Raw genomic sequence first — 14212 nt, 5'->3', positions numbered from 1 at the left:
CAAGTTGATGGCCCCACGAATGAGAGTCCATAGAGGATTGGAACCCAACCTCTACAAAAACCAGTCAAAGGGGCGTACCTATTACAGGTACAAGCACCCGCTGACCGGCCAACTTCACAGCATGGGAACCAACCTGGCTAAAGCAAACGCAGCCGCCCGCATACTCAACGCCAAACTGTTGCCAGATGACGAAGACCTGGCCGCCAAGGTACTCGCCCACGGTGACATACCCTTTGCGGAATTGGTCGCCCGTTATCGAACAGACGTTATAAGCCAGAAAAAGGCAGCAGCAGGCACCCTTCAAGCCTATCACTACCGCCTGAACCGACTGGAGCAAGACCTTGGAAGCCGCCCAGTCCGGTCATTTACCGTCAAAGACTGCGCCGATTACCTGGACGCGAACTTCAGTCGCAACCCGTACATCAAGCACCGCACCACCCTGGTTGAACTGTTCCGTTACGCCATCGTAAAAGGCATCAGAGAAACCAACCCAGCCGAAATCACCTACGCCAGCACACCAGACCAGAAAGAGCGCCAGCGAATGACGGTCGAACAATACAAAATCCTGCACCAAGCAGCCCCAGAGTGGCTGAAAATCGCCATGGAACTGGCATTACTGACCCTGCTGGGCCGCTGGGAAATCACACACGCCAAATTCGCGGACATACACGACGGCGCTCTGTGGATCGTCCGAGAAAAGTCCAAAGAGCATGAATGGGCACACCTGCGGATTGCCCTCACCCCCGAACTGGAAAGCATTATTTCCAGAGCGCGGAGAAGCGGCGTAGCCAGTCCCTACCTGGTTCACCGCCGCCCGATCCGGGCGAAGCCAAACAAAGACACCGACCACTGGACGCAATTCGCTCCCAACACATTCACCGCTGAATTCAGAAAGCTGCGGGATTCCCTGGACACCTTTCAGAGCATCCCCAGCGAACAACGGCCAACCTTTCACGAAATCAGAGCCTTAGGCTCGCACCTTTACGAAAAGGCCGGCTTCAGCCGGGATTACGTACAAAGGTTGATGGCGCATGCCGATCCAAAGATGACCGAACACTACCAGACCGGTCACGGGAAAAAGTGGGTAGAAGTAGAAGCTGGCCTGTCACTGAAAACCATCTTGTGAACCGCGAAAAGGTCCAAAGCTGGAACAATCCCCGTTACCTGGTTAAACGATTAGTGACGAAAATAGAACGGGCAAAGAGCGGCAAAAAACTACTGTATATTGCCAACGAATTGACAACGATTTGCCAACTCACCGGAAACCAGACTAACAGGCACAAAAAAGCCGCTCGTAAGCGGCTGATTTGTATAGGAATTCTTGGTAGGACTACCCAGATTCGAACTGGGGACCTCTACCATGTCAAGGTAGCGCTCTAACCAACTGAGCTATAGTCCTGAAGTGCGACGCATATTATTCAGATCCATTTTCTTGTGCAAGCAGTTTTTCGAGAAAAGTGTAAATTTTTCAGTAGATTAGTGGTGATCGAGGGGCGGATGATTTCTAGAACTGCACATGTTGTCCCGGCATGCCGGGACCCTACGCCGGAGATAACCCTGTTCTCACGTCACCAGCCGCCCTGCAGGGCTTCGGTCACGGCATCGAGAAACCACTGTTGTGATGGAGAGTCGTCTGTACGGGCAGACCAGTAGAGTCCGATTTCGATTGCTGGCACGTCGAATGGCAGCGGGAACCATTTAAGGCCGTGGTCGCGCTGGTAGGATCGGGCGATGCCTTTGGGGACGATAGCGAGCAGTTCGTTAGCTGTCGGATCCAGTTCCCTTCCATCCGAATCCTGTTCAGTTCCGCCAGCAGCAGGTTGATTGGCTGACAGCACATGGGGCAAACCGGTGAAGTGTGGCAGTGACAGGTAAACATCGCGTTCGATGCCGAGTTCGGCCATGACTTCCTCGGCAATTCCATGTCCCAATGCCCGGCTGATCTGTATATGACGGGCGTTCGTAAATGTTTCTAACGTCAGTTGTTCGATCTGGCTGTTGCCGCTGGCGAGGCAGACGTACTGGTCGTTGCACAATACTCGTCGTTTGATCTGACGGTCGCTGATGCGAGTGCTGCATATCCCGGCGTCGACCTTGCCACTGGCCAGCCAGTCAACCAGTTTGTCGATTTCAATGGACACCACCTTGAGCTTGACGTTGGGTGCCCTAGCCTGCAGTTGCCCGAAGATCAGCGGCAGTTGGGATATCTCGCCCAGGTCGGTCAGGGCGATGGTGAATTGCCGTTCTGATACCACGGCATCAAATTCCCGCACTCTCTCTACCGTATGTTCAATCTGGTTCAGTGACTGGCTGAAACTGTCGTACAGCTGGGTCGCCACACTGGTGGGTTCCATGCCGCCTTTGGTACGTACAAACAGCCGGTCATTGAACAGCTCGCGCAGCTTGCCCAGCGCGTAACTAACGGATGGTTGGGTAATAAAGAGTTTTTCGGCGCACTGGGTAACGCTGCGGGTTTCATACAAGACCACAAAGGTGCGGATCAGGTTGAGGTCGATGTTGGCCATAAAATATAGACACTTTCTATTTTTATTAGAAATAGCATTGATTGGTTCTATCTTACTTGGGCCGTTAGGCTTTCTCCATTGCTTTGCGAGTGGTGCGATCAACATAAGCAACCACTATAAGAACAACGATAAGAGCAACAACAAGAACAACCAGCAGAACAACGACAACAACAATTCACTGAGTGCAGCGGAGATTTTATGAGCCTGTCTTTTAACAGCGAACGTTTTCAGATTGAGCTGCCAGCGGCTCCGGCCGGGATGGCAGATGAAGAATGGCAGGTGCGGCTGGAGCTGGCGGCGACTTATCGGCTGGTACACCACTACGGCTGGACGGCGGTGGTTTACAACCATATCAGCCGTCGGATTCCGGGTACGGATCACGTGCTGATCAATCCATTCGGGATGCGTTATGACGAGATTCGGGCGTCCGATCTGATTCGTATTGATCTGGATGGCAATGCAATCAGCGAGACGGACTGGCCGGTGAACAAGGCCGGGTTTCTGATTCATTCCACCATTCACCGCGCCCGCCCGGACCTGCACGCAGTGTTGCACACCCATGAGCCGATCAGTCAGGCGCTTGCGGCGATTACCGAAGAAGTCGTACCACTGACCCAGGAGGGCTGCCAGTTCTATCAGCGGGTTGGTTATCACGACTTTGAAGGCATCGTGCTGGATGGTTCGGAAGGCCCACGCATCGTCAAGGCGATGGCTGAAACCAATCATACGCTGGTGCTGAAAAACCACGGTTTGATTACTGCCGGGCCGGATTGCGTGTGGGCGTTTGTGCGTCACTTGGCGTTTATCCAGAATGCCGAGGTGCAATTACGGGCCATGGCGGCCGGGCAGCTGAACCGGATTCCCAATGAGGTGATGACCAAAACCCGCCAGCAGTTTGAAGGCGGTGAAGCCCAGGCTAATGCCAGCGTTCGCCATCCAGAATGGCCTGCGCTGCTGCGCCTGATTGATCGGAAAGATCCGGGCTGGAAGCTGTAATAAATTCGCTGCTGGCGCTAAAACAAAAATGGCCGGGCAGTTAGATCTACGCGGCCATTTTTCACTCTCTAACACTCGTTATTCTGAGTCAGGTTTCCTCTGAACCCACATCAGTGTCGCCGCGTTCTGCGGCATCCCGAATAGTGGTGACTATGTGTTCGGCCTCAGCCCGCTGGTTTACCAGCGCATTGACGCAATGCCCATCGAGTTTGCCAGCAGCAACCATGCGCTGGAGTTCATTGATTGCTTCGTCAATCGGCCAGGGGTGTTTGTAGGGGCGTTCGCTGGTCAGCGCGTCAAAGATGTCAGCAACGGTGACGATGCGCGCTTCAATGGGAATATGCTCTCCCATCAGGCGTTTTGGATAACCACTGCCATCAAGGAGTTCGTGATGGCCGGAGACGATGTTGATCATCATGCGGGAGTCCATCATGTTGCCGAGCTGATAGCCTTCCAGCACGGTGTGCAGAATGCGTTCACCTTCTATTACATGGGATTTCATGATTTCCCATTCGTCGGGTTCCAGCTTGCCCACTTTCAGCAGAATACGATCCGGAATGCCGATCTTGCCGATGTCATGCAGCGGTGCGAACAGATAGATGTGTTCAACAAATTCGTCGTCGAGCTGGTAATGCTCGGCCACACCACGGGCGATCAGGTGTGAGATTCTGGCCATGCGGTTCAGGTGTGCGCCGGTTTCAAAATCCCGCAGGCCAACAAATTCCCGCGCCGCCTGTACGGTCGCCATCAGGCAGGCAACCGCGTTGAGTTCCGATACCACCGCCATGGTGATGAGGTTGCAGTACAGCAGCAGATCCCGCTGCACTCTGTCTTCAAACATGCCCGGCTCAAAGCTGTCGAAAAAGATAAAACCAAGCAGCTGGTTGCCATTTTTCATTGGCACGGTGAAAGACGAACGATAGCCCTGCTCCCTTACCCAGTCCGAATGGCCACGGCCTGGCGCAATCGCGTCGGTAATCAGGTCAATCGCCCGGCAATCGCCACTGTGTGCCAGCTCAGACAAGGACTGGCTATTGGCCAGCGGAAAGTCATAGGCCTTGATCGGATCACCTGTGAGGGTGCTGTTGAAGAAGGTTTTCAGCAGATCGGTTTTGCTGTCGTACAGCGCACAGGCGACCCGATCGACAGCGGGATGACGTTTGCCGATGGTCGTGTGGATATGCGACAGGCGTCCGGTGAGCGAGTCACTGCTGGCCAGGTAATGAGCCTCATCATTGGCGGTTTTCATGCTGTGTTCCAAACCAGATCCTCTCCCTGCTCGTGACAGATCTGTAAGAAGCATAGATGATTTTTGGGGTGTGAAGACGCCACCGAATCGGCCGTTTGGTCGCTCCGGTGACTGTCATCACGGCAAGATGAGCATCAGCTGTTACTGATCAGCTGTTCTTTCATTTCATGCAGTTGGTCACGCAACTTGGCAGCGGTTTCGAATTCCAGATCGCGGGCAGCCTTGAACATGCGGTCTTCAACTTCCGCCACTTTTTTCGCCAGTTCAGTGGCTGGCAGTTTGCGCCAGTCGGTTTCTCCATAAGCCGCGCTGTCTTCAGCCACCTTGCGATTGCGGCCCTTGCCTTTGCCACGCTTGCTGCCCGGCGCCGCGGCGGCTTCGAGAATATCCTCGACCGACTTTTTGATGCCTTGCGGGGTGATGCCATGCTCTTCGTTGAAGGCGATTTGTTTGGCCCGACGGCGTTCGGTTTCGTCGATGGCCTTGCGCATCGAGTCGGTCATGTTGTCGGCATACAGAATCGCTGTGCCGTGGAGGTTACGAGCGGCCCGGCCAATGGTCTGGATCAGCGAGCGTTCGGAACGCAAAAAGCCTTCCTTGTCGGCATCAAAGATGGCAACCAGCGAGACTTCCGGAATATCCAGACCTTCCCGCAGCAGGTTGATCCCTACCAGCACATCGAACTCACCAAGGCGCAGGTCACGAATAATCTCAACCCGCTCAACCGTGTCGATGTCGGAGTGCAGATAACGCACCCGCACCTGTTGCTCCGTCAGGAAGTCGGTGAGGTCTTCCGCCATCCGTTTGGTCAACACGGTAATCAGCACCCGTTCGCCCTTGGCGACCCGCAGCTGCAGTTCGTGCAGCACATCATCCACCTGGCCGGTGGCCGGGCGAATCTCAATCACAGGATCAACCAGGCCGGTTGGCCGAACCACCTGCTCAACCACATTGTCCTGATGCTCTTTTTCGTAGTTGCCCGGGGTCGCGGATACAAAAATGCACTGCGGCACAATGGCTTCCCATTCTTCAAACCGCATCGGCCGGTTATCCAGCGCTGACGGCAAGCGGAAACCAAATTGCACCAGGGTTTCCTTGCGCGAGCGGTCACCGCGATACATGCCGCCGATCTGTGGAATGGTGACGTGGGATTCGTCGACAAACACCAGCGCGTCGTTGGGAATGTAGTCAAACAGGGTTGGTGGCGGCGCACCGGCTTCACGGCCAGACAAATAACGGGAATAGTTTTCGATACCGGAGCAATAACCCAGCTCCTGCATCATTTCGATATCGTAGCGGGTGCGCTGGTCGAGCCTCTGGGCTTCAACCAGCAAATTGTTGTCGCGGTAATATTCCAGTCGTTCGTCCAGTTCAACCTTGATACCGTCAATGGCATCGAGAATCCGCTGGCGCGGTGTCACATAGTGGGTTTTCGGGTAAATCGTCACCCGCGCCAGCTTGTTGTAAACCTCACCGGTGAGCGGATCAAAGCTGCTGAGCTGTTCAACTTCGTCATCAAACAGTTCAATACGAATCGCTTCGTCGTCACTTTCAGCCGGGAAAACATCAATGATTTCGCCACGCACCCGGTAGGTACCGCGATGGAAATCGGCGTCGTTGCGGGTGTATTGCAGCTCGGCCAGCCGTCGCAAAATCGTGCGCTGGTCAATCTGGTCACCACGGACGACGTGCAGCATCATTTTCAGGTAGGAATCCGGATCACCCAAACCATAGATCGCCGAAACGGTTGCCACGATAATGGCATCACGACGTTCCATCAGTGCCTTGGTGGCCGACAGCCGCATCTGTTCAATGTGTTCGTTGACCGAGGCGTCCTTGTCGATAAAGGTATCCGACGACGGCACGTAGGCTTCCGGCTGATAGTAGTCGTAGTAGGAAACAAAATACTCAACCGCGTTGTTGGGGAAAAATTCCTTGAATTCACCATACAACTGGGCTGCCAATGTCTTGTTATGAGCCATAATAATGGCTGGCCGCTGACACTCTTGAATAACATTGGCCATGGTGTAGGTTTTACCGGAACCCGTTACCCCCAGCAGGGTCTGTTTCAGCAAGCCTGCGTTAACACCAGCCACCAGTTGTTTGATGGCTTCGGGCTGATCCCCGGCCGGGGCATATTTGGAGCTGAGCTCAAAAGTCTTGCTCATAGGGATTCCAGTTGGTCAGTAAATTCTGTAAGATCTCGCGGTTTGACAAAAATCCGGGACTGTCAATAAAGTGCAACATCTGCTTCTCGCCTGACGGCCCCGACCATTTCATATCCCGCCTGTTTTTGAGGAACACATTTTGGATCTGCAACTGTCTCAACGCGTCCAACAGATCAAACCCTCTCCTACGCTGGCAGTCACCAACCGTGCTGCTGAATTGCGTGCGGAAGGTAAAGACATTATTGGTCTGGGCGCCGGCGAACCCGACTTCGATACTCCCGAGCACATCAAAAAAGCTGCCCAGGACGCTATCACCGCAGGTTTTACCAAGTACACCGCAGTGGATGGTACGCCATCCCTCAAACAGGCCATTATCAAGAAGTTCAAAAACGACAACAACCTGGATTACCAGCCAAATCAGATTCTGGTGTCCTGTGGTGGTAAGCAGAGCTTCTTCAACCTGTCCCTGGCACTGCTGAACCCGGGCGACGAAGTGATTATCCCGGCACCTTACTGGGTATCCTACCCGGACATGGTGATCATGGGTGAAGGCGTGCCGGTTATTGTTGAAACCAGCATGGACAACCGCTTCAAGATGACCGCTGCCGAGCTGGAAGCGGCGATCACCGACAAGACCCGTCTGGTGGTACTGAACAGCCCATCCAACCCGTCCGGTCAGGCCTACAGCCCGGCTGAACTGAAGGCGCTGGCTGACGTGCTGCTGAAGTATCCAAACGTACTGATCGCCACTGACGACATGTACGAACTGATCTGGTGGGCCGACTTCGAGTTCAACAACATTCTGAATGTTTGCCCTGAACTGTACGACCGCACCATCGTACTGAACGGTGTTTCCAAGGCCTTCAGCATGACTGGCTGGCGCATCGGTTACGCCGCTGGCCCGGCCAAGCTGATTGGCGCAATGAAAAAAATCCAGTCCCAGAGCACTTCCAACCCAACCTCGATTTCCCAGGTTGCGGCGGAAGCCGCCCTGAACGGCGGTAACGATTGTGTTCAGCCAATGCTGGTTGAATTCAAGAAGCGCCACGACTGGCTGGTAAAAGCCCTCAACGAACTGCCAGGGGTTGAATGTATTGAAGGCGATGGCGCTTTCTACGCCTTCCCGAGCTTCCAGGCAGCGATGGACAAGGCTGGTATCAGCACCGACGTTGAATTCGCTGAGAAGATGCTCAACGAAGCCGGCGTTGCCATGGTTCCAGGCTCCGCCTTTGGTTCTCCTGGCTTCATGCGCCTGTCGTTCGCGACCAGCATGGAAAAATTGCAGGATGCCGTGAGCCGTCTGGCCAAGGCAATGGCTGAATAATCCAGCCTGAACCGAAAATAATAAAAAACCCGCTGCGGCGGGTTTTTTATTGGCTGTGACTGACTGATTGACTGATTGACTGATCGTTGGCTGATTATTGATGCCCAACTGGCTGATAGCTGACACTCAAGCCCAAAACGACTTGCTGAAGAACACCACTGTCACCAGTCCATTTCTTCCTTCACAAACGGAATGGTCAACTTGCGCTGGTGACTCAATGATGCCCGATCCAGATGATCGAGAATGCTCGCCAACCCTTCCATTTCCTGCGGTCCACGCGTGACGATAAAACGCGCCACGTCTTCCGCCAGCGCGATACCTCGCTGACGCGCCCGCAATACCAGCGCCAGTGCCCGCTCTTCCGGCTGCAACGACTCCAGATGATAACTGACGCCCCACAACAAACGGCTTTGCAAATCCGGCAGCTGTACCGGCAAGGATTTTGGCGACTGGCTGGCGCCGATAATCAGATGACCTTCGTTGTCCTGCACCCGGTTAAACAGGTGGAACAAGGCCAGCTCCCAGGCATCATCACCCAGCACGGCATCAAGGTCATCCAGCACCACCAACGGATACTGCTCCAGCGACTCCAGCACTTCCGGGCTGAAGCCATGCAGTTCTTCCAGTGGCAGGTATACACTGCGATGACCGAGGCCATCGGCGTAGTGACAAGCCGCCTGCAACAAGTGACTGCGGCCACTGCCATGCTCACCCCAGATAAACAGATACGGGTCACCAGACACCGTCCACTGCTGCTGCACCGCCTGAATCACTTCTTCATTCGGGCCGGGATAAAAATTGGCGATGCGGGCGTCATCGCGAATACTGACCGACAAGGTCAACTGAGGGTGCGGACTACTCATATCAGGGCTTCCAGACCAGTACATCCGAGTCTGTGGCAGCCTTGATGCGTCGATCCAGACGAATATTGGCCAACACCTGCTGCCAGGATGCCCGCACGCTGATGGCCAGAGTCAGCACATCTTTCTGAACCGATTTCACGGCAACATCCTTGACGCCGGACACAGAGCCAATCAGCTTCATGACCGCCTGATAGTCACCATAATCGTTCACCTGGCTGATCGACAGCAGCTCAGCACCGGTCGCTTCCTGACCACTGGCGGCAACAATCCCAAAGCGACCAGAGAAATAACCGGCCACCGCTGTGGCCAACTGTTGCATGGCAGCCTGGGCAGTATCACCCTGTTCGGAAATATTGAGAGAATCCTGGCCGTATTCGAGGTAACCATCAACGCGCCACCGTTTGCCATAAGGCATCAGACGCGCCGCGACAATCGCAGCCGTGCCATAACGAGCAGAAGCAGTACGAACGTCATCGCGGAACAGGCCAAACAGACGACCGACTGGCAGCGCCAGGCTGTCTTCAAGGTCTCCGGTCGGGAACACCACCGGAATGGCAAAATGATCAAAAGCAGGCTTCAGTTGTTCAGCCGCTGCACCCTCACTGACCAGCTCTCGCCGACCGCCAGACTCGGAACCGATCCATAGAATGACATCCGGGCGATGATTGCCCAACACCGGCAAACTATTGCTGGCCAACAGTGAATTCACCGCCGAACGACTGAAACTGGCAACCATTTCCAGCGAGCCGTCGGTCAGATTGGTTTTGTATCGGAAACCTTCCAGATACTGACTGGCAATCTCCGCCGCCGAAAGCTCAATACTATTGATATCGCGACCGGAAACTTTCGCCAGTACATTTGCCAGTGCCTGCGGCAAGGCGTTCATACGGGCAGGTTCGGCACGGTCTTCCACCGTTACCGCCACGTCATACAAGCCGTCAACCACCAACGCCTGGGCTGCACTACCCAGCATCATCCAGCCAACCAGGCCCAAAACCAGAGTACGAACTCGGAGCATCCTGTGTCTTCCATCTAGGTGAAGCATTCAACACCCCGCCCGCCAATGAACTCGATAAGCGGCAGACTGAGGCGCGCCATTGTGCCACGGCCAGCGCAGACACCCAAATCCTTATCCCGGACGCCATCAAAATTACCGACCTGATCCCACAATTCCGCCTGTCTTAAATAACCGGCGCGAGTTTTTTCGCCACAGCAGGTGAAGAAACAGCGACAACTCGTTAGAATACGCCGCTTAATTCGCCGCCAACCATGTGAATCAGCATGTCCGAAACAAAATCCCTAAGCTATAAAGACGCAGGTGTCGACATCGACGCCGGTAACGCACTGGTAGAACGCATCAAGGATGTTGCCAAACGTACCCGCCGCCCGGAAGTCATGGCCGGCCTCGGTGGTTTTGGCGCCCTGTTCGAACTGCCACAAGGTTACCATCAGCCGGTGCTGGTCTCCGGCACCGACGGTGTAGGTACCAAGTTGCGTCTGGCAATGGATCTGGCCAAGCACGACACCATTGGTATTGATCTGGTTGCCATGTGCGTTAACGACCTGGTGGTCGCTGGTGCCGAACCACTGTTCTTCCTCGACTACTACGCTACTGGCCACCTCAACGTTGATGTTGCTGCTGCCGTAGTGTCCGGCATTGGCGCTGGCTGCGAACAAGCCGGTGCAGCCCTGGTCGGTGGTGAAACCGCTGAAATGCCAGGCATGTACGAAGGCGAAGACTATGACCTCGCCGGTTTCTGCGTTGGTATTGTCGAAAAAGCCGACATCATCGACGGCAGCAAGGTTCAGGCTGGCGACAAGCTGATCGCTCTGGCTTCCAGTGGCCCACACTCCAATGGCTACTCCCTGATCCGCAAGATTCTGGAAGTATCCAACGCCGACCTGACCCAGGACGTTGATGGTGTACCGCTGGCTGACGCCCTGATGGCGCCAACCAAGATCTACGTCAAGCCCGTGCTGCAACTGATCAATGCATCAGACATTCACGCGCTGTCGCACATCACCGGTGGTGGCTTCCAGGAAAACATTCCGCGCGTGCTGCCAGAAAACTGCAAGGCCATCATCGACACCAACAGCTGGCGCTGGCCAGCCGTGTTCGAATGGCTGCAACAGGCTGGTAACGTTGCTACCGCTGAGATGTTCCGCACCTTCAACTGTGGTGTTGGCATGATCATCGCTCTGCCTGAAGGAAAGGCAGATCAGGCAATTGCCCTGCTGAATGCAGAAGGCGAACAAGCCTGGATGATCGGTGACGTTGTCGAGAAGTCTGCCGACGAAGCCGCAGTCGAATTCACCGGTGCCCGCACTGTATGATGACTGACGCAGCACTTGACCAGCCACGCATTGTGATCCTGATTTCAGGCACCGGCAGTAACATGCTGGCGATTGCTGATGCGATCAAGGCTGGTCAAATTGATGCCATGGTAGCCGGGGTGATTTGTAATCGCCCCGACGCCGCCGGCATTCAGTACGCCAAGGATCGTGATCTGCCGGTTGAGGTGATCGATCACAAGAACTTCACCAGCCGCGAAGATTTCGATTTCGCCATGATGAAGGCAATTGATGGTTTCGCCCCGGATCTGGTCGTACTGGCTGGCTTTATGCGCATCCTGACGCCGGATTTTGTACGTCGTTATGAAGGCCGGATGGTGAATATCCATCCTTCGCTGCTGCCCAAATATCATGGCCTGCATACTCATCAACGTGCGATTGATGCTGGCGACAGCGAACATGGCGTTTCGGTTCACTATGTCACCGAAGAGCTGGATGGCGGCCCGGTGATTGCCCAGGCAGTCGTCAGCATTGATGTTGAAGACGACGCCGATTCGCTCAAACGCAAGGTTCAGCAACAGGAACACGTGCTGTACCCCATCGTCGTCAAATGGTGCACCGAAGGTCGCCTGCTGATGAAAAACGGTGTTGCAACACTGGACGGCAAACCAATTCCGAAATCCGGACTCCAACTGTCAAACCAGTAACCCGGAATCGCTGGCTACTGGCATCAGAGCTCGTGGCCAGGGCTTCCCGCCCATCACAGAGAGGATTGCTGTGAGAACTCTTTCCCGTCTGGCTTATACCACCCTGCTGCTGTCATCCGCCGCGCTCGCCAATGAAGAGCAACCGCTGTCTCACGAAACCGTTGCTGAGCCCGTTAGCTCCATAGCAGCCACTCTGTACCCCTACAGCGCCGAATACGACAGCCAATATGACTGGGGCTGGTTCAGCTTTGATATCAAGGCCCGGCAAACCCTCGAGCAGGTCGATGAGGCACAATGGAAGCTGACCTTTCAGGCCAGAGCTTCTGCCGCCAGCGTCGAGGAAACCTCCTGGTTCACTTTGCAAGACGGCCAGATTCACCCGCGCCAGTATTATTACAAGGCCAGCGGCCTGATTCAGGAAGATGACCAGCTATTGGTATTTGACGACCAGCACCACACCGTACAGGACAACATCAACAACCGCAGCTTTGATGACAAATGGCGCGATGACCTGCAAGACAAGCTGACCTATATGGCCCAGATCAGTCTCGATCTGGCCAACAACAAGCCAGAGCTGGACTATCAGGTATTTGAAAAACACCGGGTGCGTCATTACCGTTTTGAAGTGGTTGGGGAAGAAACCCTCAACACTCGAATTGGCCCACTAAAAACCATCAAAATCCGCCAGTTGCGTGACGACAAGCGCGAAATTATGGCCTGGCTGGCAAGCGAGAAAAACTATCTGATGATCAAGCTGGTCGACCGTAAAAAAGGCAAAAAACAGTACCAAATTGATCTGGTAAGCACTACCCTCTGACGCACACACGATTTCTGGAAAACACTATGCGACTGAGCGACGTCGATATTGAACAACGCCTTCTGGAAGGCTCTATTGGCATTAATCCCGCCCCTGCTGCCGACGCAATTGCAGGTATCAGCGTAGACCTCAGGCTCGACCATCGCTTCCGGGTTTTCAGCAATAACTCCGCCACTCACCTCGACCTGTCCGGTGAACGCGAACAGCTGGAACGCAACATCGACCGCATCATGAGCAAGGAAATCGAAATTACGCCAGACGAAGCTCTGTATATCCATCCGGGCGAACTGGTGCTGGGCGCCACCATGGAATCCGTCAATATTCCAGCCGACCTAGTTGGCTGGCTGGACGGCCGAAGCTCACTGGCGCGTCTGGGTCTGGTGGTACATCTGACTGCCGGCCGGATTGATCCAGGCTGGGATGGCCAGATCGTGCTGGAGTTCTACAACAACGGCAAACTGCCATTGGCTCTGCGCCCAGGCATGGTGATCTGTGCCCTGTCGTTTGAAATGCTCAGCAGCCCGGCCCAACGGCCATACAACAAGCGTGAGAACGCCAAATACAAGGGCCAGCAAGGCGCTGTATTCAGCCGGATTGCCAAGGATTAATCTGCTTCTCATACCCGAAGCAGAGCCAAGTGACTGATAAGCAATAATTTTTTGGATTCAGCGTTGACATCGGCAAGTGGCTCCGTATAATGCGCCCCACTTGCTTATGAAGTTCCCCGATAGCTCAGTCGGTAGAGCAGTAGACTGTTAATCTATTGGTCGCTGGTTCAAGTCCAGCTCGGGGAGCCAGCAAGTAAAAATTCAAGTCCTGAGTCTTTCAGGCATGGTCAGGGTTCTCCTGACATTACGTTCCCCGATAGCTCAGTCGGTAGAGCAGTAGACTGTTAATCTATTGGTCGCTGGTTCAAGTCCAGCTCGGGGAGCCACTTCTCTTTCAACGCCTTATTCCTTACGACGATTTTTTGCCTGTGCTTTTCTGCCTGCGCTTGGACCGTAGTGTTTGACAGCCAAAAGAAAACCCGCACTGGGCGGGCTTCGGTATTCGGTCAATCAGGCAGCAAGCTCAATCGCTGCCGTACAGGTCACGAGTGTAAACCTTGTCCTGCACATCGCGCAGATCGTCATTAAGGCGATTGGCAATAATCACGTCTGAAATCTGTTTGAATTCCTGCAGATCCTTGATCACCCGTGAATTGAAGAAATCGTCTTCTTCCATCACCGGCTCGTACACCACGACTTCGATGCCCTTGGCCTTGATGCGCT

12 protein-coding genes, 3 tRNA genes and 1 pseudogene are annotated in these 14212 nt (G+C 54.5%); 9 read left to right on the top strand and 7 right to left on the bottom strand.

Annotated elements, in window-relative coordinates; all coding sequences use genetic code 11:
- The first annotated feature begins 7 nt into the window (after positions 1–7).
- Positions 8–1126 (top strand): tyrosine-type recombinase/integrase, encoded by a 1119-nt coding sequence (locus K6123_RS22690; RefSeq protein WP_221801863.1) that lies wholly within the window; start codon positions 8–10, stop codon positions 1124–1126.
- Positions 1127–1322: 196 nt separating this feature from the next.
- On the opposite strand, the gene K6123_RS22685 is transcribed toward K6123_RS22690, so the two are convergent.
- Together K6123_RS22685 and K6123_RS22680 are read right to left on the bottom strand one after the other, a co-directional pair.
- Positions 1323–1399: transfer RNA gene (locus K6123_RS22685), tRNA-Val, on the bottom strand.
- A gap of 169 nt (positions 1400–1568) precedes the next feature.
- Positions 1569–2525 carry a LysR family transcriptional regulator gene (locus K6123_RS22680; protein WP_221801861.1) on the bottom strand — a complete coding sequence of 319 codons (957 nt, stop codon included), beginning with the start codon at positions 2523–2525 and terminating at the stop codon, positions 1569–1571.
- A gap of 198 nt (positions 2526–2723) precedes the next feature.
- Here K6123_RS22680 and K6123_RS22675 point away from each other — a divergent pair, with 198 nt between their 5' ends.
- Positions 2724–3521 (top strand): class II aldolase/adducin family protein, encoded by a 798-nt coding sequence (locus K6123_RS22675; protein WP_221801859.1) that lies wholly within the window; start codon positions 2724–2726, stop codon positions 3519–3521.
- An 88-nt stretch (positions 3522–3609) separates the two neighbouring features.
- On the opposite strand, the gene K6123_RS22670 is transcribed toward K6123_RS22675, so the two are convergent.
- The gene (locus K6123_RS22670; RefSeq protein ID WP_221801858.1) at positions 3610–4770 is read right to left on the bottom strand and encodes an HD domain-containing phosphohydrolase; all 1161 of its coding nucleotides are present in this window, start codon (positions 4768–4770) and stop codon (positions 3610–3612) included.
- Between the two features lie 134 nt (positions 4771–4904).
- A complete protein-coding gene (uvrB, locus tag K6123_RS22665; RefSeq protein ID WP_221801857.1) occupies positions 4905–6938 on the bottom strand; it encodes an excinuclease ABC subunit UvrB in 2034 nt (677 codons plus the stop codon).
- 136 nt (positions 6939–7074) lie between these two features.
- Between uvrB and K6123_RS22660 the strand changes: the two genes are divergently transcribed.
- Positions 7075–8262, top strand: a complete 1188-nt coding sequence (locus K6123_RS22660) for a pyridoxal phosphate-dependent aminotransferase (RefSeq protein WP_343224026.1) — start codon at positions 7075–7077, stop codon at positions 8260–8262.
- A 161-nt stretch (positions 8263–8423) separates the two neighbouring features.
- On the opposite strand, the gene hda is transcribed toward K6123_RS22660, so the two are convergent.
- Positions 8424–9125, bottom strand: coding sequence for a DnaA regulatory inactivator Hda (gene hda / locus K6123_RS22655; protein ID WP_221801855.1), 702 nt, complete (start codon positions 9123–9125; stop codon positions 8424–8426).
- Between the two features lies 1 nt (position 9126).
- Complete coding sequence (locus K6123_RS22650) at positions 9127–10143, bottom strand: DUF2066 domain-containing protein (protein WP_221801854.1); 1017 nt, start codon at positions 10141–10143, stop codon at positions 9127–9129.
- A gap of 263 nt (positions 10144–10406) precedes the next feature.
- On the opposite strand from K6123_RS22650, the gene purM reads away from it, so the two are divergent.
- From purM to K6123_RS22620, 6 genes are all read left to right on the top strand, one after another.
- Positions 10407–11459: a phosphoribosylformylglycinamidine cyclo-ligase gene (purM, locus tag K6123_RS22645; protein WP_221801853.1), complete on the top strand. Its 1053-nt coding sequence runs from the start codon at positions 10407–10409 to the stop codon at positions 11457–11459.
- Positions 11456–12124, top strand: coding sequence for a phosphoribosylglycinamide formyltransferase (gene purN / locus K6123_RS22640; protein ID WP_425517722.1), 669 nt, complete (start codon positions 11456–11458; stop codon positions 12122–12124). Before purM ends, purN begins: the two co-directional genes overlap by 4 nt.
- 70 nt (positions 12125–12194) lie before the next feature.
- The gene (locus tag K6123_RS22635) at positions 12195–12941 is read left to right on the top strand and encodes a DUF3108 domain-containing protein (protein WP_221801852.1); all 747 of its coding nucleotides are present in this window, start codon (positions 12195–12197) and stop codon (positions 12939–12941) included.
- Positions 12942–12967: 26 nt separating this feature from the next.
- The gene (dcd, locus tag K6123_RS22630) at positions 12968–13549 is read left to right on the top strand and encodes a dCTP deaminase (RefSeq protein WP_221801851.1); all 582 of its coding nucleotides are present in this window, start codon (positions 12968–12970) and stop codon (positions 13547–13549) included.
- A 113-nt stretch (positions 13550–13662) separates the two neighbouring features.
- A tRNA-Asn gene (locus K6123_RS22625) sits at positions 13663–13738 on the top strand.
- A gap of 61 nt (positions 13739–13799) precedes the next feature.
- Positions 13800–13875: transfer RNA gene (locus K6123_RS22620), tRNA-Asn, on the top strand.
- Positions 13876–14012: 137 nt separating this feature from the next.
- Here the strand turns inward: K6123_RS22620 and K6123_RS22615 are convergent.
- Positions 14013–14212 (bottom strand): annotated as a pseudogene (locus tag K6123_RS22615) (UDP-glucose 6-dehydrogenase); the annotation flags it as partial.

The organism is Oceanobacter mangrovi (assembly GCF_019740315.1).
GTDB lineage: Bacteria > Pseudomonadota > Gammaproteobacteria > Pseudomonadales > Oceanobacteraceae > Oceanobacter > Oceanobacter mangrovi.
This window is presented reverse-complemented; position numbering and strand designations above follow the sequence as displayed.